This is a genomic window from Massilicoli timonensis, from assembly GCF_900199515.1.
Lineage (GTDB): Bacteria > Bacillota_I > Bacilli_A > Erysipelotrichales > Erysipelotrichaceae > Massilicoli > Massilicoli timonensis.
In genome coordinates this window covers 2,022,947-2,042,735 of sequence record NZ_LT963434.1, presented here as the reverse complement: position 1 = coordinate 2,042,735, position 19,789 = coordinate 2,022,947, and the positions used below count along the sequence as shown (strand labels likewise).

Annotated in this window: 22 protein-coding genes and 2 tRNA genes; 7 read left to right on the top strand and 17 right to left on the bottom strand. The window is 32.2% G+C overall.

The window, feature by feature from the left end:
• The first annotated feature begins 80 nt into the window (after nt 1–80).
• On the top strand, nt 81–1,394 hold the full coding sequence (locus tag C1712_RS12290; RefSeq protein WP_102269614.1) for a serine hydrolase: 1,314 nt from the start codon (nt 81–83) through the stop codon (nt 1,392–1,394).
• Nucleotides 1,395–2,023: 629 nt separating this feature from the next.
• Here the strand turns inward: C1712_RS12290 and C1712_RS12285 are convergent.
• Nucleotides 2,024–3,682 carry a diphosphate--fructose-6-phosphate 1-phosphotransferase gene (locus tag C1712_RS12285; protein WP_102269612.1) on the bottom strand — a complete coding sequence of 553 codons (1,659 nt, stop codon included), beginning with the start codon at nt 3,680–3,682 and terminating at the stop codon, nt 2,024–2,026.
• Between the two features lie 320 nt (nt 3,683–4,002).
• On the opposite strand from C1712_RS12285, the gene C1712_RS12280 reads away from it, so the two are divergent.
• Nucleotides 4,003–4,767, top strand: a complete 765-nt coding sequence (locus tag C1712_RS12280) for a nucleoside/nucleotide kinase family protein (RefSeq protein ID WP_102269610.1) — start codon at nt 4,003–4,005, stop codon at nt 4,765–4,767.
• A 172-nt stretch (nt 4,768–4,939) separates the two neighbouring features.
• Here C1712_RS12280 and C1712_RS12275 read toward each other — a convergent pair whose 3' ends face one another.
• Nucleotides 4,940–5,686 carry a hypothetical protein gene (locus C1712_RS12275; RefSeq protein ID WP_102269608.1) on the bottom strand — a complete coding sequence of 249 codons (747 nt, stop codon included), beginning with the start codon at nt 5,684–5,686 and terminating at the stop codon, nt 4,940–4,942.
• 292 nt (nt 5,687–5,978) lie between these two features.
• On the opposite strand from C1712_RS12275, the gene C1712_RS12270 reads away from it, so the two are divergent.
• From C1712_RS12270 to C1712_RS12260, 3 genes are all read left to right on the top strand, one after another.
• A tRNA-Ile gene (locus tag C1712_RS12270) sits at nt 5,979–6,055 on the top strand.
• Nucleotides 6,056–6,075: 20 nt separating this feature from the next.
• Nucleotides 6,076–6,151 (top strand) — tRNA-Ala (locus C1712_RS12265).
• Between the two features lie 240 nt (nt 6,152–6,391).
• Nucleotides 6,392–7,711 carry an ISL3 family transposase gene (locus C1712_RS12260; protein ID WP_180963187.1) on the top strand — a complete coding sequence of 440 codons (1,320 nt, stop codon included), beginning with the start codon at nt 6,392–6,394 and terminating at the stop codon, nt 7,709–7,711.
• A gap of 138 nt (nt 7,712–7,849) precedes the next feature.
• Here C1712_RS12260 and C1712_RS12255 read toward each other — a convergent pair whose 3' ends face one another.
• The 15 genes from C1712_RS12255 to C1712_RS12185 form a co-directional block, all read right to left on the bottom strand.
• Nucleotides 7,850–8,386, bottom strand: a complete 537-nt coding sequence (locus C1712_RS12255; RefSeq protein WP_102269604.1) for a hypothetical protein — start codon at nt 8,384–8,386, stop codon at nt 7,850–7,852.
• A 50-nt stretch (nt 8,387–8,436) separates the two neighbouring features.
• The gene (locus C1712_RS12250) at nt 8,437–9,447 is read right to left on the bottom strand and encodes a hypothetical protein (RefSeq protein WP_102269602.1); all 1,011 of its coding nucleotides are present in this window, start codon (nt 9,445–9,447) and stop codon (nt 8,437–8,439) included.
• A 9-nt stretch (nt 9,448–9,456) separates the two neighbouring features.
• Nucleotides 9,457–10,224 carry a hypothetical protein gene (locus C1712_RS12245; protein ID WP_102269600.1) on the bottom strand — a complete coding sequence of 256 codons (768 nt, stop codon included), beginning with the start codon at nt 10,222–10,224 and terminating at the stop codon, nt 9,457–9,459.
• Nucleotides 10,225–10,353: 129 nt separating this feature from the next.
• Nucleotides 10,354–10,749: a TIR domain-containing protein gene (locus tag C1712_RS12240; RefSeq protein WP_102269598.1), complete on the bottom strand. Its 396-nt coding sequence runs from the start codon at nt 10,747–10,749 to the stop codon at nt 10,354–10,356.
• On the bottom strand, nt 10,746–11,195 hold the full coding sequence (locus C1712_RS12235; protein ID WP_102269596.1) for a RipA family octameric membrane protein: 450 nt from the start codon (nt 11,193–11,195) through the stop codon (nt 10,746–10,748). Before C1712_RS12235 ends, C1712_RS12240 begins: the two co-directional genes overlap by 4 nt.
• 60 nt (nt 11,196–11,255) lie before the next feature.
• On the bottom strand, nt 11,256–11,627 hold the full coding sequence (locus C1712_RS12230) for a hypothetical protein (protein WP_102269594.1): 372 nt from the start codon (nt 11,625–11,627) through the stop codon (nt 11,256–11,258).
• Nucleotides 11,628–11,708: 81 nt separating this feature from the next.
• Nucleotides 11,709–11,933 carry a helix-turn-helix domain-containing protein gene (locus C1712_RS12225; protein ID WP_180963186.1) on the bottom strand — a complete coding sequence of 75 codons (225 nt, stop codon included), beginning with the start codon at nt 11,931–11,933 and terminating at the stop codon, nt 11,709–11,711.
• A 41-nt stretch (nt 11,934–11,974) separates the two neighbouring features.
• Nucleotides 11,975–12,331 carry an Ntn hydrolase family protein gene (locus C1712_RS12220; protein WP_102269591.1) on the bottom strand — a complete coding sequence of 119 codons (357 nt, stop codon included), beginning with the start codon at nt 12,329–12,331 and terminating at the stop codon, nt 11,975–11,977.
• A 60-nt stretch (nt 12,332–12,391) separates the two neighbouring features.
• A complete protein-coding gene (locus C1712_RS12215; RefSeq protein WP_102269589.1) occupies nt 12,392–13,117 on the bottom strand; it encodes a hypothetical protein in 726 nt (241 codons plus the stop codon).
• Nucleotides 13,084–13,488, bottom strand: a complete 405-nt coding sequence (locus C1712_RS12210; protein ID WP_102269587.1) for a hypothetical protein — start codon at nt 13,486–13,488, stop codon at nt 13,084–13,086. The genes C1712_RS12215 and C1712_RS12210 overlap by 34 nt, the downstream gene beginning before the upstream one ends.
• A complete protein-coding gene (locus C1712_RS12820) occupies nt 13,485–13,763 on the bottom strand; it encodes a hypothetical protein (protein WP_102269585.1) in 279 nt (92 codons plus the stop codon). The genes C1712_RS12210 and C1712_RS12820 overlap by 4 nt, the downstream gene beginning before the upstream one ends.
• A gap of 101 nt (nt 13,764–13,864) precedes the next feature.
• Entirely contained in the window at nt 13,865–14,071 is a 207-nt protein-coding gene (locus C1712_RS12200) for a hypothetical protein (RefSeq protein WP_180963185.1), read from the bottom strand.
• Between the two features lie 71 nt (nt 14,072–14,142).
• Nucleotides 14,143–14,721, bottom strand: coding sequence for an FRG domain-containing protein (locus C1712_RS12195; protein WP_102269580.1), 579 nt, complete (start codon nt 14,719–14,721; stop codon nt 14,143–14,145).
• A 483-nt stretch (nt 14,722–15,204) separates the two neighbouring features.
• On the bottom strand, nt 15,205–16,671 hold the full coding sequence (locus tag C1712_RS12190) for an ATP-binding protein (protein ID WP_102269578.1): 1,467 nt from the start codon (nt 16,669–16,671) through the stop codon (nt 15,205–15,207).
• Between the two features lie 699 nt (nt 16,672–17,370).
• Complete coding sequence (locus C1712_RS12185; protein WP_102269577.1) at nt 17,371–17,820, bottom strand: Rrf2 family transcriptional regulator; 450 nt, start codon at nt 17,818–17,820, stop codon at nt 17,371–17,373.
• Between the two features lie 188 nt (nt 17,821–18,008).
• Here C1712_RS12185 and C1712_RS12180 point away from each other — a divergent pair, with 188 nt between their 5' ends.
• Entirely contained in the window at nt 18,009–18,770 is a 762-nt protein-coding gene (locus C1712_RS12180) for a 4Fe-4S binding protein (protein ID WP_102269575.1), read from the top strand.
• Between the two features lie 49 nt (nt 18,771–18,819).
• A complete protein-coding gene (locus tag C1712_RS12175) occupies nt 18,820–19,503 on the top strand; it encodes an HAD family hydrolase (protein ID WP_102269573.1) in 684 nt (227 codons plus the stop codon).
• Nucleotides 19,504–19,789 lie beyond the last annotated feature (286 nt).

The following is a 19,789-nucleotide window of genomic DNA, read 5'->3' as shown; positions in this document are numbered from 1 at the left end:
CCAATCTATTGTATGCCTGCCTGCATTGTTTGATACAAACCTTGATTTTATGATAAAATATGACATAATGGAGGGGTTTTATGAAGAAATATCGGCTGTCTGCTTCACATGTTTTACTTGCATCCGCTTCTTTGATCGTCGTAATGATCGTATGCCTTGGCATATATCAGTATTGTAGAGCGCATGTCGCATTGAAACAGCAGATATTTACGATCAGTTATAAAGAAGAAATCCCGACTTCCAGCGCTTATTATTTTGAAGGACAGGCGGAAGAAGAAAATACGGAATTTGAGGAATCGCTGTTTCAGTTCTCAAAAATCGGCGAACATCGTGTCACGGTTTCTTTTTTAGGCAAAGATTACGAAATCGTCATCGAGCTGGTTGATGATGTAAAACCGCGGATTCAGTTTATTTCTCATACATTCCTTTTAGGAAGCATGCGTTCTTTTGATGAAATCGTCGAAGTGATCGACAAAAGTGCGGTTGAAGTATCTTATTCCTTAGAAGAGGAATCGTTAAAGGAAGGCACTTACACTTTGAGCGTAACGGCAGTGGACGCATATGGGAATCAGCGTAAAAAGAGTGAAGAAATACAAGTAGTGGCAGTGGAGATGATCACCTTTGATCCCGGCTATGATTATCAAAATCTCTCGCTGGAGAAATTGGTAGATCGCTATCTTTCAGATCAGCAAATTGACGCGGAGAATCTTGCGATCGGCTATGTGAATTTATCTACCGGTGAAACCTATTATCAAAATGAAACCGTGTGGTTCACGGCTGCTTCTACCTACAAACTTCCGTTAAATATGCTTTATGAAGAGATGATCAATGACAAAACGCTGCAAGAGGACAGTACGCTGCGCTATTGCACAAACTGTTATGAAGAAGGCGGCGGCACGACTGATTACTATTATTCGGTGGGAAGCGCTGTGCCTTTGAGCTTTTTGATGGAACAAAGTTTGGTACATTCCTGTAATACGGCTTCGCATATTTTATTTGAAAATTTAGGTGGCTGGCGCGTTTTCCGGGAGATGGCGACGAAATACAGTAAAGACACGGTTTATCCGGATGATTATTATTCGGTTTATCACAATGAAACGACAGCCCGTTATTTATTAGATACGGCATCTTATCTATATGCACATCGTAAAGAATATGCGATCGTGATCAAACATTTGAAAAACGCAATGCCGCAGCAGTATCTGAAAACCTATGTGGAATATCCGATTGCTCAGAAGTATGGGCTGCTTGATTCTTATCGCAATGTCGTAGGAATCGTATATACGCCGACGCCTTATGCGACAGTGATCCTGACCCATGGCTTAGCGGACGGAGAAAAAACGATTGCAGAATTAAATGCGGTGATCGCACATTATCATTTGGCACACAGCTAGCAGGATCGTTTGATGAGCAGATGAAGTGATGGACAAAGAAATATTTTAGGAAAAGGGTGTTTGTGATCATGCTTTCTATGCGTGCTCTAAACATTGCAAGATGAAAAAGAAGAAAGAAAGTACGCGGAAATGCGGCTTTTTTTCTATCAGTATGGAGCCTATCCTATGTGGTGATGGTAATGTGAACGTCCAATAGGATCATATATACTACTATTCTAACCCATTCTTGCATGTATCTATTTGCCTAAATCATCATCGATCATTTGGCAAAGAAGAAAATATGGGAAGGGGAAAAATGCTTTTTGAAAATGGTACCTATGATGGCTGCCATCGTAAGCAGCTGATGATCGAATCCTACACGGAGATGAAGTTTTCGATCTCTCCATAAAGCGTGCCTATTTGCAATCATTTTTATGATAAAGCAACATATTGCCTTATAAGATAACAATCATATGAAATGGGGATAGTAAACGCTTCCTCCAAGATAAATTTCAGTTCTTAACATGCACGCAAAAGCAAACAATTTATAATCAGGCAAAGATAAAAGTGAATTTGATCTTTTGCACGAAAAAAAAGGCATGGTTACAGCCTTTTTTCAAAAGCATATCACTCGTGCCTCTTTCACTATTTTATTCCTGTTCTAATAAAAGGGTTTCCGTCGTAATATCACAAACCTCAGCAGGTCCATAATACTGAATTGCACCCGGATATACGAAACTGGTTTCCACGGCCCATTCTTCGCGATGTGCTTCAAAGAACTTAAACGGCTTGCCTTCCAGTTCCACTAACGCTTTTCTGATAACCGGCTTATCTTCACCATGCCGTCTTTCAATGTTCATCATTTTTGTAATCGGCATACCGCCGGCAACCCATTCATTAGCCGGTTTAGAAAGATTAGAAATCTTAGACAGATAACCGTTATATCCATACTGAATCAACATAAACGCGTTATATCCCAAAGAATAGCAGTAATCCGCATCAAAGTTAGACGGGAATGCACATCTTCCTTCATAACCCAAGAAATGATGCAGTGCATTGAACTTGCCATTATAAGTACCGGCTTTCTTTCTCTCCTCCAACTTATCCTTTACCAAAGCTGAGAATAATTTTTCCGATTCAATCAAAGAAACCTGTACATTGCCATGCGGATCGCGTTCCAGGAACAACTGCTGCTGAATACTTTCCGGCAGGATCGCAAAAACTTCCATTGATTTTGCACTCAAGCCATTTTCAATGAACGCATATTTTTCTTTCCATGTCGGCAGCGCATTAAACGCATCCGCCTTGCTTCCGGCAAGCAATTCATTGATTTCGTGAATCAGGACTGAGAATTCCGGCACAAATTCCACAACTCCTTCCGGAATGATCGCCACACCGAAATTCATGCCCTTTGCGGCACGATTGGCTACCGAATCCGCGATATAATCCGCAATCTGCGAAAGAGACATTTTCTTTTCCGATACCTCTTCTGAAATCAAGCAGATATTTGGCTGCGTCTTCAGTGCACATTCCAAAGCGACATGAGAAGCAGAACGTCCCATGACTTTAATAAAGTGCCAGTATTTCTTTGCGGAATTCGCATCTCTTTCAATATTACCGATAATTTCGCTGTAAGTCTTTGTAGCGGTATCAAAACCAAAAGAGCACTCGATGTCTTCATTTTTCAAATCGCCGTCGATCGTTTTCGGACAACCGATTACCTGCACGCCGGTATTGTGTGCCGCAAAATATTCCGCAAGCACTGCCGCATTCGTGTTAGAATCATCACCGCCGATGATAACGATTGCCGTAATGCCATGTTTTTTACAAACCTCCGCAACGATCGCAAACTGTTCATTGGTTTCCAATTTCGTTCTTCCTGAACCGATGATATCGAAACCGCCAGTATTGCGGAACTGATCAATATAAGCATCATCAAAGATCAAATAATCATCTTCGATCAATCCGATCGGTCCATTCTTAAAGCCATACAGTACATTTTCCGGATTTGTCGCCTTCAACGCATCATAAAGTCCGCATACAACATTATGTCCGCCCGGCGCCTGACCACCGGAAAGAATAACGCCGACAACCTGTTTCTTCGCAGTTGAAGTATTTTCCCCTTGTGCAAAAGTGATTTCCTTTTTCCCATAAGTGTTAGGGAACAGCGCTTTGATCTTTTCCTGATCTGCCACGCTGCTTGTTTCTTCGCCTTCTTTTACGCAGATGTTAGAAATGCCGTTTCTGAGCATGCCCGGCAATTTCGGCGAATATTCATATCTTGCTTTTTGCAGTGATGAAATTTTCATAATTTGCCTCCTTCATCCTATTATTCGATACGTATCAATTTTAAGATATTTCCCTCAAAAAGTAAACTATAATTCAAAGGGATTCGCAAAAAGATAGTCAGATGCAGGCAAATGATCCACTAAAAGGCATACACCTTCTCAAAGGGAGCAATGAAATGATGAAATAAGCGTTTTTCAGCTGCTTTTATACTGCGGGATAGTCTGAATCCGCTTTGATTTTGATTGCATTTTAATAGGAGCGAGAATAAAATGAAAGATGTAGAAGATAAAAATAAGGAAGCGATGGCTTGCTTAGATAGGATGCATACAGGAGGATCAAGATGAGAGAAGCATTTCACTTTGCCATCAATGGCTTTTGCGTATATGCGGAATATGAGGATACTTTTACAAGTCAGATCGTCAAACCGCTGTTAAGAAAGCTTGCGAAGTTACAGAAAAAAGCCGGACGCAGGATCATTGTTTTTCTGGCAGCACCGCCGGCGACCGGAAAATCAACGCTGGCAGCTTATTTTGCCCATTTATCGCAGAATGATCCTTCCCTTCCAGCTTTACAGGCAATCGGCATGGACGGTTTTCATTACACACAGCAATATATCTTGTCACATACGCTTTCCATTGATGGAGCGGAAACACCGATGAAAGCGGTAAAGGGATGCCCGGAAACATTTGATCTTGCTTTACTGAAAACAAAACTGCTGGAACTGCAAAGAAAACCGCAAGTGTACTGGCCAGCCTATAACCGCAAAAAGCATGACGTAGAGCCGGATGCACTACTGGTCGATCAGCCAATCGTAGTGCTTGAAGGAAATTATTTATTGTTGAGAGAGCTGCACTGGCAAGAACTTGCTTCTTTTTGTGATTTTAGCATTTTTATTGAGGCAAATGAAGCGGAACTGCAATCGCGTTTATTGTTTCGTAAAATGAAAGGCGGCTGTGCGCCGCATGAGGCAATGCGCTTTTATGAAACAAGTGAAAAACGCAATATAAAAAGGATTATGGAACATCAGATGCCATGTGATATAAAGTTACAACTGACACATGACGGTGATTATCAGCTGATATATCCTGATCAGATCAAAGAGTGAGGCAAAACTCTAAAAGCCTAAAATATCGTATCGACAAACAGGTTTATAGAAGTCGGATGAGCGATTGTATAATTGTAATTGCCTCATTTTATTGCATGATACGAAAAAGTATGAGAGATGCAGATGAAAAATCAAATCGAGATCAGTATAAAAGTAAGGCAGAAATAGCAATTTAATCACACGATTCGTTTTCTTGGCGATATAATAGGCAGTGGCGTTTTTGATATTCCTCATCCATGAAACAGGCATAATGAGAAAGATTACCGCGGAAATGGCGTTGAAAGTAACGGAAACTATCGAAATAAAGAGGCGCTTCTTCGCTATCATAATAATGAAAGGTATCGACACTGCGCAGAACACGCATATAAGTATCTTGCATATCCTTGGCATATCCTTTTGAGATGCCTTTTAATAAAATTTCGCGGTTATGATAAAAAATCACAAGGCTGTCGGGGAGTTTGCCGATATAGGCGATCGTGTTCGGATATTTTTGCTTCATCTTTTTAGAAAAGGTGCGATAGGTATCTGCGATCATGCGTTTACATTCAATGTGCTGCAAGGAGAGGTATCGAACATTTAGCCGTGGTGAAAGATTGGCAAGCACTTGAAACTGTTCGCAAAACAAACGAAATTGTGCCATGATTTCAGCATCGGCATTTTGTTCAGCAAGCTGTTTTGCTTCGCTGTTACGATCGGCAATGACATAAATTTCATCTTGATAAGAGTTGCGTACCAGTTGAACATCTAGACAAAGAATTTGAAAATGTGTACTAAGCCAATCACGGACGGCATCTGTAAAGGGATCGCTGTGGATCTGTTGTTCTCTTTGATACTGCTTTTTGAAGCGATAGATCCTGTTTGGGTCATAGGTTGCGATCTGGGCCGGTACTGACAGTTGTTTGCGCTTTTGAAATAGCATGAAAACACCCTTTCTTTCCTTACGGCAGTGATGATTGCTGTTTTATGAGTGAGGCAATCTTTTAATAAGGATTTGTAATATGATTATAACATAATTATTTTGCTTTTATAGAAATAGGTGGATTTATCAATATAGAAATGATAGGAATCTGAATGGAAGAGATGTAGTTGGGGGCTTATAGGCAAAAGATAAGTGCGGATCAAAAAGCAGAATCGGATTTCCGTTACTTCTTAAAAAAATATATTGACAATAAAAAAAGAACATGGTAATATAACAAAGCATTCGATGACAAGGGCCTGTAGCTCAGGTGGTTAGAGCGCACCCCTGATAAGGGTGAGGTCGTTGGTTCAAGTCCATTCAGGCCCACCATCATCGAATTTGACATACATGGGGTTATAGCTCAGCTGGGAGAGCACCTGTTTTGCACGCAGGGGGTCAGGGGTTCGAATCCCCTTAGCTCCACCAAATTTTTAACAAAACGCATAGGTTTGATTCCTATGCGCTTTTTTATTAGGGCGCTTTAAATTGGTGCGTGGATGTGGAGGACCTTTAACTCTTTGCGTGGCTATTTTCAAACCTATTTAACTTCATGCGTGGATACCCTTTAACACCTTGCGTGGGTGTCCACTTTTACTATGAAAAAAAATAACCTTCATGTTACTTTTTCTTTGCCGAGAAACTTTAACACGAAGGAGGTATCAACCTATGTATGATTTTATCACAGATCTATTCAATATCGACAAAAATTTGATTCAATTTTTTGATATCAAATCTTCTCCTGATCTAACCCAACTTTTTATTACTCTTAAACCCACTAATCCACCTTGTTCTTACTGTAGTGGTATTTCCCACTCCAATGGTTATCATCGTCCTAAATATATCAATCACCCTAAACTTACTGATCGTAAGTGTGTCATCGTTTTCAAAAATAATCGTTATCAATGCAACGAATGTCTTCGTACTTTCTCTGGTAAGAATCCTTTTACTTTCTCTACCTTCAAAAACTCTTACCTCGCTTTGAATAACATTATGAAATCTCTTTCCAATCTCAACTATACTTATTCTATGGTAGCTCAACTCAATCACATCTCCATTACGCAAGTACAGCGTTACTTTGACAGCTTTGTCAATATCCCTAGAATTCATCTTCCTGAATCAATTGGTATCGATGAAATCCATTCTAAGATGGCAAATCGTAGAGATTCTGCTTATTTATGCATTATGGTAGATAATGTAAATAGATCCTTATTTGAAATTCTTCCTTCTCGTTCTAAGGCTGAATTAAAACGCTATTTCGATAAAATACCTCTTGCAGAGAGAAATAACGTGAAATACGTAACGATTGATATGTGGTTGCCTTATAAAGATATCGCTGCTACTTATTTAAGGAACGCTATTATCGCTGTTGATCCTTTCCATGTTGTAAAACACCTCATGGATTGTTTCACTCGCATTCGTCTTAATATCCTTTATCAAGTGGAATACAATAGTAATAGTTATTATCTCTTAAAAACTTGGAAAGATTTGATTGAGAAAGATGTTTATTTAGATAATAAACCTCTCTACAATAAACGATTTAATAGAAAGTTGAACAAAAGAGATCTGCTTGATATGATATTGGATATTAGTGAAAACTTAGCTCTTGCATATCGTTTGAAAGAGATGTATTTACTCTTTAATCAGAAAGCAACTGAAGAAAATTGTGAACAATGGTTTAATTCTATTTATGAGGCTTTTATAGAGGCACAGATTCCTGAATATCATGAGTTTATTATTCTCCTTAACAATTGGAAAATTGAAATACTCAATTCATTCAAAAAGCCTTTTGATAATAGAAAGCTTAGTAACTCTCTTTCTGAAAACATCAATGGTCAGATACGTACTTATCTGGCGGTTTCTAATGGTGTTACTAATTTCACTAGATTTAGAAAAAGATGTCTTTTAGCTCTTAATAAAAAAGTTTTTTATTCTATCAATGATCACTTAAAGTCTGATAAAAATTCTAAGAAAAATCATTTATTATAATCATCTTACCTATATTCTCGACATATAAAAAGCAAATGTTTTTATAAGATTTTTTATCTTATTTTTCATTTGCTTTTCTTCTTATTACCAACGCACTAGTTTATAGCGTCATTTCCCAAAACCACGCTCCAGTTTACATTACCTTTTTATACAATCCTGAACTATATCAGAATGTATTTGATATACTTCAGATAATTTAAGTACTTTTATATTTCTTACAAATTGTTTAGATTCTTCAATTTCTACTCCTATATCTTTAGAATTATATAAAAAATTCATGCTTCTTAAATAAAAATCAAAATTTACTAAATCATTTGTTTTATACTTTTTATCATGTGGAGAGTAATCAATATTTTTTGTTCCTTTAGCATGATTACATGAATGGCAAACTGGAACAAGATTGTAAAAAGAAACTGCCAATAAAGGATATTCGTCTTTATTATAAAAATGATCTAAATCGCACATTGTTCTTTTTTTAGCAGAATTCACAAAATTTCTATTACAGTATGGGCAAACTGGAACTCCTAAACTTTCCACAAATTCATTTCTTGTAAATCTTTGTAAATATAATTTGTTAATCATAAACTCTTTGTGTTGAAACGATTTTAGTTCATCTAATTTTTCTGAAATTTTTCCCAATGTTTCAAAATCTGCTTTTATAATTATTGTAAACATAAAAAAGAAACATCAAAACCTATCAATGGTTTCTTTTAATTCTCATGCAACTATTCTTTTTCATTTTCCAAAAATTCTTTTGGAAATGATGTAATATATGCATCAGGTATATAGTAGTTATTATTTACGTATCCATAAACTTCAACAAAATCGCCGATTTTAAATTTATATTCATAATCTAATCCTTGTTCTATTGTTTTATCTTCAACAATTATTTCATTTCCTGTATAATATTCCTTTATTTTATACCCTAATGGACTTCCATACTTATTTTTTATTTCAATAATCTCACCGTATGTATTATTTGAATTATATTCTACTATTTTTTGTGATTCATTGCTATCATTCCATACAATCTTATCATTAATTTCAAGATCGTATCCTTTGATATCTATATATTGGTCATTTAACTTATAAATAAAACCAATGTAATTCGTATTTAACTTATCTGTTTCTTTAATAAATTCGTAGATATTTGGATAATCTTCGGAAGAATATGAAGAAGTTATGGAAATTATCCCTATATCATCAGAAATGTTATTTTCTTGTAGTTCAACCATTCCTTCTTTTCCAACATAATTTTTAAATAAAGATTCCACTTTATTTTCTATTGAATTATCTGAGTATAGTTTTATATCATTTTTTTCCTTTATTATCCTTACAAAGAAACCACCAAATACAAGGATAATAAGCACTGATATCGATATTATATAACTAATCATTTTATTTATTTTTAAATTTTTACTATATATAATTAAATTCATTCGATCTGTTATTCCATTTTTTTCGGTGCTAATTTTTATCTCAGGTTGACTTAATTTACTTCTAATAAAATTAACTAATGTAATGATTTCAGCTAAATTATACATTAACAAATTAATTTTTAATTTTTGACTATTTGTTTCTATAATCATGATTTTATTAGTGAGTAAACCATTAATTATTTCAATATTTCTAATTTCAGAGACTGGTATCTGATATTTTTTCTCATACATAATATCAATTATATCGTTATCATCTAAACAAATATAACCATTTTTCGAAAGTTCTAATTTTTCCATACGTTCTCCCTACCATAATATATAATTTATAAGATTGCCCACTAAATCATCAAAAAAAATATATCTACCTGTTAAAATCCCTATAGGATAATTTAATATCAATATGATAAATACAATTAGATTAATAATTTTGATGATACGCGTACATACAGGCTTTGTGATATAGCATAATAAGTTATTTTCGATTGAAAAAAACCTAAAAGTTTGTCGACCTATAATCAAAACAGATATCAAAAAAAGAAAAGTTAAAAATAGAAATATCAAAATATAAATTATATGAAATAAAAATATTTTTATTAATTCGAAATCAACAGACGAATAATCAAATAACATTATTAATTTCATCACATAAACAGATTTCATTTCTGAATAGTAAATTAATAAATTAGCAATTAATTTCTTGTAACCGTAAATAATATACAAGATAGATAATATCGTAAGCACAATTGATGGAGCATATTTATGTAACATAATATCTATAATTAAAAAAAATTTATGAAAGTTAGAAGAAATGCTAACAGTTGATATAGTCCTTATATCAAACTTTCTTATAAATAAGATTAGTCCTATAAAAAGTATCGGTATAAATAATAATAATATTGTTTTTAATAAGTAATAAGCAAGCGCAATAGGTATCGCTACTACCATAGTTATTAGAATGAAATATCCTATTCCTATTTCTGCCAATCCATAATTTTTTTCACCATATTTAACCCCATATGAATTTCTATAATATCTATTTTTACCTCTTCCATAATATCTTCCTTTTCTCCCCACAGTATCCCTCCTTCTCTCTCATATTGTTACACGTTGCTTACTTTTGCATTGCCAAAACAATTCAAATCGTTTGGAATAACGACCGTACATGAGTAAAATCCTTCTGTTTAGTCGTTTTTTTATATTCAATTAATATCCTCTAATTGCATTTACTATTGAATCTGTGTTCCATTTCACAATTCTATCTGCTTCATTTTTTACAACAGTTGATATTCTTTCAGACCCCCATGGTTCAATTGCTATTATTTTTTTATTCATGCTTCTTGCTAGTTCTATTTCAATATTTATCCATTTACTATAAGTTGAATAAACTCCTGCCATGATTAAAACGCAACTAGCAGGTTGCATTTGTTTTCTAATAGCTTCTTTTAATTGGTATGCATAAGGAGCGTTGTGAATTGGATCATTCTTAGGTACAGAATAATCACGATAATCAAAATAAGGTTTAGCTCTAAGCATATTAGTTAACTTATCATAGGCATCTCCATAAGTCCATGAATGGCTGATAAAAATATTATATGTCATACTGTTCCTCCTTGTGTGAAAAATTTGATAATTAAAATAGTACCAATAGCAATAATATATAATACAGTAAACATTACAGGAAGTGTTTTCTCCAATTTAGTGCTATCCTTATATTTCTTATTGTCTTTTAACTTGTTCCACTCGTCATTGAAAGGTTTAACCGGTAATTTCTTTTCAATATCATTGATAACATTAAATTTTTCTGTATTAAGCATCTTATAGTTTCTAATAAACAATAACCAAATAACGCTAATAACTATTCCAGCAATAAGAATAAATAACGACTTAATATCCCAGCTTATTGAAATGGCTGTAACAATAGCTAAATTCAATGTTATAAAAATATTGTTCATTGTATCTCTACGTTGACTAACAGAATTTGCCATTTCAACACAAGTTTGCCACTGAGACAAAATGATTTCTATTTTTTCATCAGTTGCTTTCAATAACAACTCCTCCTTTTTACCATACTATCTTCTACCCTTCATTTAGTACTTGTATAAAGATTATTTTCTATAGATATTTATTCCTTTTCCCATATCTACTTCATCGCAAAGTGCTCCTGTATTTGGGTCAAATAAAACTATAACCAAATCTGTTGGTAATCTATATATCTTTAAGTTTTCTAACATATCAAAAGGATTAATATCATGATAATCATTAATATCAAATAATACCTCTACTCTTCTAAATGACTCTTCATTTTGAGCAACGATAGTCATAATAGTAGCCAATATATCATATGCACCCTCAACCGATAAATCAACAGCATCTGATCCTACAAATTCACTGAATTCAATAATGATTGATGTGTTCTTTGGCTCTCTTCTCTTAGATATCTTTCCAGAAAATAAAACTGATTCAGTTCTATACTGCAATTCAATTGGAACCTCATCTAAATTCCACCCATTAATATATTTATATGATAAGTAGCGACATGACAAATATCCTTGTTCATCTTATTTATGATCATCTTCCCCAAAGATAATAGCCGAAGCAACAGCAACTAGAAACTTATCTAGATAGTCTGATAATTTGTCTAGCACCGCTTTACTAGGAAATTTTATTGATCCATTCTCAATCATCTTGATAGCTTGAGAACTAATTCCTAATATATCAGCCATCTCAGATTGTGTTAATAACTTATCTTTGCGCAACTTTTTCATATATTCTGCAAAGTACATATCTTTCACCTCTTCGTATATATGTCCTTTCATATTCACTATTATAAACGAAATTGATAACTTAATAAACATATAAGTAAATTATTTTTATAAATAAATTTATTCGATATTCCTTTTATATTTTGGCTTGATAATATTTTATCTAATAAAGGTTTAACTTGTTTAATACAATTTTCAATTGCCCCTAAGTGAAATGGATTAACATTCTTTAGTAAACGCATTATACTATTTGCTAAATCTTTATTTCCACCATATCCCACATATGTTAATCCACTTATTAAATTGATAACACCTAATTTCTTGTAATTCTCATCAATAATTTCTGATCTTTCTGTTACTCTTCTGTCTGTTGCTAAAATAGCTTGATCGTCATAACAAATACCAATAATAAAACTCATAAAATACTCCTTCTTTAATTCCACTTTAGATTATAAATCTCAAAATCTCTTACAAAACCTTTAAAAACATCTACTAAAATCTTCACCAACTTTAAGACATTCATTATACGTTGCTTGGAAACGTTTTTTAGTTATCCATTTTAAAAATCCTATTTCTTCGAGATATCTGCATAGATCTTTGTAAGCTGTTATAACATATTCAATATAATTATCATCAATGTTTCGAGTAGCTAATACATAATATGTAAATTGAATATCTCTCAATTTACTCCATAGGTCAGCGTTTAGCATTTGTTCTCTATATAAATAAAATCTGTCATCCTCAATTTTATTCAAATATTTAAGCACTATTTCTGCTTTACTTTTAGTTCTACTTTGAAAATCACTCAAATAACTATTTTTATTCTCTAGTTTATGAAATTCTGAATCTAATATATTTAGCCATTCTTTGAAAGTATGTGAGTCACTTGATAGATCTATACTTTCTAGAAAATAAATCTTACAAAATTGTGCAATACCAATAAAATCAAATGTTATCAAACTAACTAATTCATTATACAAAAAACACCGAGCAATTTTTAGTTCCTTATTTTTCTGTTTTACACTAACGAAATCTAACCACCAAGCTACTACAGTGGAAGCAATTCCACCATATCCTAAATTTTCTAATATCTTATTTCCATTTTGGATGCCATAAATCATAGATGCTATACAGATAATAAGTATACTTATATACCACCAATTATTAACATTTACTTGTTCAAATACTTTACCTTCTTTTTCCATAAATCCCTCTCTATCTGTACTAAGTCAATCAACACAATAAATTCGCTTTTAATTTTTGCACCAAAAGAATTATCAGTTTCTACCCAACCATGAACACAATAATAGTTACGATCTTGTAAAATCTCGACTCCATTGCTTATAGCTGAAAATGGAAATTTAGCAGAAGATGGTGACTTTAAATTACTTTTAACTTCTTTGATTGCTACAGTCCAACATCTTGCGAGTATATTTTTATCAGTAACTACTTTTTCATTTTCAATATTAAATCCTTTTGTTGATTGAAATTGTTCACTTTCATTGTTACTATTATTCCTAATTATTTCATTCTTTTGGCCCCGTACTAATGCTACTGTAGACCCGTTATATGTCATTTCAAGATTATTTCCAATAAATTAATTACTACATCATCAATAACAATCATATTTTCATCAATTGTATATTTTCCAAACAAGTCTTCCCCTTTTTTATTAAAGTAATTTACTGCACCATCTTTAGAAAATATATTTCCATAATTTAAACCTGGATCCTTACAATAGAAAATCCAAGTTCCTAATATCTTTTCTTCATAAGATACTTCTTCTTTTTTATCTTCTGTATTATTTAAATGCTCATTTTTACCATTTGTGCATGAACATATGAATATCACTAATAATATAATTAATATTTTTCATTATATACTTCCTTTCATAAAATTTAACCAACTATCATTATTTTCTATTTTCATATAAACCACTAAATCGTAATTTCTTACTTCTGATTTCTGAAAATAAAATCTGTATACCTTCCAATAGAATCTAAACCAGGAAATATTGATTTTTCATTTACTCCTAGAAGATCAAGTTGAGATAAAATATTATCTTTTTCTTCCTTTGGAATAATTATTTCAAATGCATACCTCTTATTAGAATATTCCTCTTCTTTTGTAGATGGATTCATATAACTATCATTATCCATGAAGTCGTTAAGTGCTTTATAATGCATTGGCCATAACATCATTCTACTAGATTGTGCATTCATTCTATCATCTATATAATTTGGAAAAAAATTATTGGAAGTTCACCTTTCTTATTTTTATTATACTCATCCTCTGAACTTTGTTCTAAATAGTCATGAAGTATGTCTATTTCTCGATCCCTCCCCTTTCCTTCTGCCTTACAATATTCAAAAGAAGTATGGCAATTAAATCTAAATTCATTTATAATCCAGAGAGAACCGTCAACACTTTCATCTCCATTACATGCAAAATATAAAGCTACTAATGGGTTAGAAGAAAAATCAAGTAGACGAGTTGGAACACCAAAATGTTGTGCATATTGCATCCATAATAATTTATCATCTCCGCACTTTGAATATAGATAACTATTTGCTTCTTTTTTGAATCTTTCTAATGGTTCATCATATGATAATAAATTATACCCATTTCTAAAAATTTTGGGAATCAATTTAAAATCTTTATTACTTAATCCGCGAAAAACAAAATCAGCATCTGGATGGAGTGATCCATTAACACTTGGAGTGACTCCTCCATACTCACTTTTTTCTCCATAATTTTGCTTTATATCTGATAAAATATTAAGTAAATCTTGTACTGTCTTTATATTCATTAAATCACCTCATTAATTTTATTTTCATATTATAATTATATCATTGATTTCAAACAAAAAAGAAGTATCTAAACACTCACTGAGTCTAAATATGTTGCATACCGTTTTTATTTTAATAAAACAGAAAAAAACTCAAATCGTGTAAAAGTCGATAAATAAAGACTTTTTTGATTTGAGTTTCTTTGCATTTCTCTGAATAAACGAATAAATTAACGTTTTGAGAACTGCAAAACCTTATAAAATAAGGATTTTGAAGCCTTTGCTTACTTGTTGCATTGCTAAAGCATCTGAGATAATTTTATAACAACTGTTATATTATCATGCATAATTTAACCTCGCAATACCTCGCATTTACCTCGCAAAAAATATATCCTGCTTCAATCATTAAAAATGAGCTATTTTTTTATTATCATATATCAATAGTCACAAAAATATCACTTAACCTCGCAATACCTCGCATTTACCTCGCATTTTTTCCTTTAACTATCTCATTTCATATGTCTGTTTAGGATCATATTTGCTTCCATTGCGCTTAATAATATTTAATGAAATGAGATGATTTAATCTAGCAGATATAGTATTAGGTGCTTTATTAGTGTATGTACACAACTCTGATCTTGTCACTGTCTTTTTGCTTCCTAAATAAGTTAAAATTAACTTTTCTAATTCATCTAGTTGTTGCCACACTTCTGGTGTTAAAATGCGTTCCAATCGGTTTTCTTGTCGAATGTTGCGCATTATAATATTATTTTTCAATATCAATTTAACAGCAGATTCAGGTTCACTATACTCTGGTTCATCTAAAAAGAAATCTGCCATATCAGAATAAATACGTTTTACTCCTTCGTTCAATTCTCTTACCCAGCCAAAATCCGTTAATACTCTTGAAATTCTTGGATTTCTTGCATAACGAGTATCCTTGATATTTTCAACTGTTACTATATTAGGTAATTTTCCAGGACTTTTAATTTCTAAACGATCATCGAACATAGTTACCAATATATAATTTCCACTCATTCCATATTCACGATGTGTTATTGCATTTACTAAACCTTCTAACCAAGAAAATTCTGGATATTCTGGAACTGTTTTAAATTTGCCAGTTAATGGATCTAATGCCGTAAATTCTCTTAGTTGAGATGAAATAAACATTCTTGCCTCGTCAATTAATTTAAGAATATTACATTCAATAGTTTTGTCTTTAATAATATTCATTCGTGTCCCAACTTGAGCAGAATTTCCATCATAGCGAATAAATCTAACCCTACAATTTGGATAAAATTGAGAAACATTTTTTGCAAACAAAAGAACTGCAGCATTTGTCAAATAATTATTTCCATCTTTATTTTTAATAAAGGCTCTAGCTTTTAAAACTTGTTCAGTTGGTAAATGAGTTGCATCTAATTTTTCTTTATAATCGTTAATTAATTCTTCATCTAAATCTTCAAGTAAGGCATCTTTATTTATTTCATCTTCGAAATGTCTAGTGCTTTTTGAATACTCTAAATTTCTAAGGTCATCTCCTTTTAATTCTTTAGTTTTATCACCAATTCTTAAATAAGTAGAATCATTTGTTGTTCTCACAATTTGATCAACAGATGGTTGAATATGCAATAACAACAATTGATCTTTTTCTCCCTTACTGTTTATAACATCTAAAAACTCTTCATTATATTGTGGCATGGGTTTACATCCATTTTTAGGAATAGCAATAAATTCATTAGCTTTATCCATACCATATTGATGGATGCCTTCAATTTCTAATGTCTTATCACTTATTCCAATGACAATAGTACCACCTTCTGCATTAGCAAATGCTGATACTAAAGGTGATAAATCAGATGGTTTAATTTTTGCCGATTTTCTATCAAAATATTTATTTTCATGTTCCGTTTGCATATATTCCAATGTTAAAAAAGGATTATAAGAAGAAAATACTTGATTCGCCATAACGATCCCTCCTAAGAATCTAATTCCATCTTATTTACCAGACAAATGTTTACTTCATTATTTAATTATAGTCATATTATACCTTTTATTACAAAAGAAAAAAAGAAGTATCTAAACTTCTCACAAAGTCTAAACACTTCTCTAATCTTCTCAATACAACGATTAACGTTTTGGTGTTCTTCAAAATCCTTTATTTAAATGGATTTTCCAAAAAAAATCCGTCGACCAGCGTTCACCCCACAGCTTTTTTTACACACTTTGGACATCTTAGCACGTTTGCAGAAAACACCAATCGTACGCTATCCTTCAACTCTTTCTCTATAATTTTGCGCACTAAGAAGTAACTCTTTTCACAGATTTAGTCTTGCATATTAATCGTATACATGTGCATTTTAGCATCTAAAGCCAAGATAATCTAACCAAATTTATGAAACTCTTTATTTATAGAAAAAGCAAAAATAAGTGGTTATCAACAATCTTACATGCATATTTTTGTCCACAGGGTGATTAATCATCATTGATTATCACCTTTTCTTTTGCTCTAATATCTTCAGGTGTTATTATGCTTGATTTAGCTATTCCTGTTGATTCTACGTCTAAGCAAAGAAAAAAGGATAATAAAGCCAAAGAATGTGTTAAATACATAACACGCTACACTTCAAGACGAGCAATGGCAGACAGTATAGACAGAAATAAGAATTATTCTTCTTTAGTCACATAATTATCATAACTTTGATATTCATCTAATAGTTGTTGTAAAGTTATTTTCTTCATAGAATTTTTTACAGAATTTCCAATTTCATTATATGGCTTTTTTAAAACTGATGAAATTCTTTTTCCAACAGGGCATTTACGAGACGGGTGTGGATGAAATCCAATAAAATGATCCAATCCTTCAGGTTCAAGAGCATGATATACATCCCAGATTGTTACTTCCTTTGGATTTTTGTTTAAATGAGCTCCTCCAATACCACGTGTAACAGTAATAATCCCTGCTTTCTGTAATGAATTTTGAATACTTCTAATGGCTGCTGAATTACATCCTGTACTTTTTGCAAGCAATTCGCTCGTTACTTTTAATTTATTTTCATATTCACAGATAAATATGAGACAATGTAAAGCGATTGAACATTTTGTACTAAGTTTCATACTATCAGTTCCTTTCTAATTATTTATAATTATAATTTATTTTATGAAAGTTGTAAATATTGACAATACAACGTAACAGGGTTATAATTTTAGTTGTAAAAAATAAAAATACAACCGAAAGAGGGCGATATTTAAAAACAAATCAATTTTCTTTCATGATAATCATTATAACAATAGGAGGAGAGTTTATGATTAACACAACATATTTATATTATTTTAGCCCCACTGGTGGTACAAAAAAAGTTGGAGAATTATTTTCTAATGGCATATCTAAAAATATCAAAAAAATAAATCTTGGTTTACGTGATGCTCAAATAGAAAATCCTCAAGGAGATTTAACAGTTATTGCTGTTCCTGTTTTCGGAGGTAGAATTCCAGATTTTACAACAAGTCAATTAAAGCAAATAAATGGCAAAGGAAAAAAAGCAGTCACTTTAGTTGTTTATGGAAATAGAGCTTATGAAGATGCTCTTTTAGAATTAAATAATGTTGTAAAAGCACAGGGATTTCAAATTCTTGCTTCCGCTGCTTTCGTTGCACAACACTCTATGGCCCCTGAAGTTGGAAAAGGACGACCTGATGAACAAGATAAAAAAGAAATTATAGTTTTTGCAAAAAAGGTATTAAGTAAAATTGAAGCAAATGATGAAACGACTGTGGAAGTTCCAGGTAACTATCCATATAAAGAAGCAAAAGGTATGCCTGTTACCCCTATTTCACTTAAAACTTGTCATTTATGTGGAAAATGTGAAAAAGCATGTCCTACAGGAGCTATTATAATTAAGAATCAGATTGTTGAAACAGATGCAGATAAATGTATGCTATGTATGGCTTGCACTGCTGTGTGTCCTGAACATGCACGTATTCTTCCTATGCCTGTTCAAGAGAAAATGGAACAAATGCTCGGTACATTAAAAACAGTTCGTAATGAAAATCAATTCTTTATATAAGGATGTTATATTATTTACAAACAAGTTAAAGCAAGGAGGTCATTGAATTTTGATTAAAGCACTTTTTATGGATTATTATGGGACAGTTGCATATGAAAATGGACCAATCATGTTAGAAGTTATTCAAAGCGTTTATAAAAATAGTACAGCCAAATCTCCAGAAGAAATTTTCATCTATTGGTGGAAAACATTTAAAGAAAAAGTTGTACATGCAAATGGTGCGAACTTTCGTACACAGCACGAAATAGCCTTAGAAAACTTTAATGATTTACTTGATCATTTTCATTCTTCTAAAAATAGTTTAGAACTTTTAAATAAAATGGAAGAACATTGGTGCACCTCAGCACTTTATAAAGATGCCCGTTTATTTTTAGAAAAAACTAAGCTCGATGTCTATTTTATAACAAATAGTGACAATCATTATGTTTTTGAAAACATTAAGAAACACGGATTACATCCTCAGGGAGTTATTACCAGTGAACAAGCAAAATATTCAAAGCCTAGAAAAGAAATTTTTCTATATGCCCTTGAAAAGACTGGATTACAATCTGAAGAAGTAATTCATATAGGAGATTCTCTAGAAAGTGATGTTAAATGTCCTCATCAGGTAGGGATTGACAGCATATGGATGAATCGAGAAAATAAAACAGTGCCAGATGGTGTAAAAAGCGCAACTGGATTTGATGAAGTAGAAAAAATACTAAATCAGCTCGTTCAAACAAATCATTTTTAATACTTGAGATTGTCTTATAAAAACATTTGTTTAAAATAATAGATAATAATCATGTAAAATATTATCAATCTTATTATTTATTTATCACGCCAATTCATTCTCATATGAATTGGTTTTAATTATCATAATGGATTCAGAAAATTTGCATTTTATAAAATAAATCTTATTGTATTTATCTTTAAATCAAAATTATTCATTCTTACAGTAAAATAAAAAATTATCCAGTGATACAAAGACGATTTCAATCCATTAATATTTGTATATTCAAAAACTAGAAATATACATT

Excerpts from the sequence above, each read along its gene's own strand:
- C1712_RS12195 (WP_102269580.1), bottom strand. The coding sequence starts at position 14,721 with ATGAATATAAAGACAGTACAAGATTTACTTAATATTTTATCAGATATA.
- C1712_RS12240 (WP_102269598.1), bottom strand. The coding sequence starts at position 10,749 with ATGACATATAATATTTTTATCAGCCATTCATGGACTTATGGAGATGCC.
- C1712_RS12290 (WP_102269614.1), top strand. The coding sequence starts at position 81 with ATGAAGAAATATCGGCTGTCTGCTTCACATGTTTTACTTGCATCCGCT.
- C1712_RS12200 (WP_180963185.1), bottom strand. The coding sequence starts at position 14,071 with ATGGATAATGATAGTTATATGAATCCATCTACAAAAGAAGAGGAATAT.
- C1712_RS12260 (WP_180963187.1), top strand. The coding sequence starts at position 6,392 with ATGTATGATTTTATCACAGATCTATTCAATATCGACAAAAATTTGATT.
- C1712_RS12210 (WP_102269587.1), bottom strand. The coding sequence starts at position 13,488 with ATGACATATAACGGGTCTACAGTAGCATTAGTACGGGGCCAAAAGAAT.
- C1712_RS12215 (WP_102269589.1), bottom strand. The coding sequence starts at position 13,117 with ATGGAAAAAGAAGGTAAAGTATTTGAACAAGTAAATGTTAATAATTGG.
- C1712_RS12250 (WP_102269602.1), bottom strand. The coding sequence starts at position 9,447 with ATGGAAAAATTAGAACTTTCGAAAAATGGTTATATTTGTTTAGATGAT.
- C1712_RS12185 (WP_102269577.1), bottom strand. The coding sequence starts at position 17,820 with ATGAAACTTAGTACAAAATGTTCAATCGCTTTACATTGTCTCATATTT.
- C1712_RS12220 (WP_102269591.1), bottom strand. The coding sequence starts at position 12,331 with ATGAGTTTTATTATTGGTATTTGTTATGACGATCAAGCTATTTTAGCA.
- C1712_RS12225 (WP_180963186.1), bottom strand. The coding sequence starts at position 11,933 with ATGTACTTTGCAGAATATATGAAAAAGTTGCGCAAAGATAAGTTATTA.
- C1712_RS12280 (WP_102269610.1), top strand. The coding sequence starts at position 4,003 with ATGAGAGAAGCATTTCACTTTGCCATCAATGGCTTTTGCGTATATGCG.
- C1712_RS12180 (WP_102269575.1), top strand. The coding sequence starts at position 18,009 with ATGATTAACACAACATATTTATATTATTTTAGCCCCACTGGTGGTACA.
- C1712_RS12275 (WP_102269608.1), bottom strand. The coding sequence starts at position 5,686 with ATGCTATTTCAAAAGCGCAAACAACTGTCAGTACCGGCCCAGATCGCA.
- C1712_RS12190 (WP_102269578.1), bottom strand. The coding sequence starts at position 16,671 with ATGGCGAATCAAGTATTTTCTTCTTATAATCCTTTTTTAACATTGGAA.
- C1712_RS12255 (WP_102269604.1), bottom strand. The coding sequence starts at position 8,386 with ATGTTTACAATAATTATAAAAGCAGATTTTGAAACATTGGGAAAAATT.
- C1712_RS12285 (WP_102269612.1), bottom strand. The coding sequence starts at position 3,682 with ATGAAAATTTCATCACTGCAAAAAGCAAGATATGAATATTCGCCGAAA.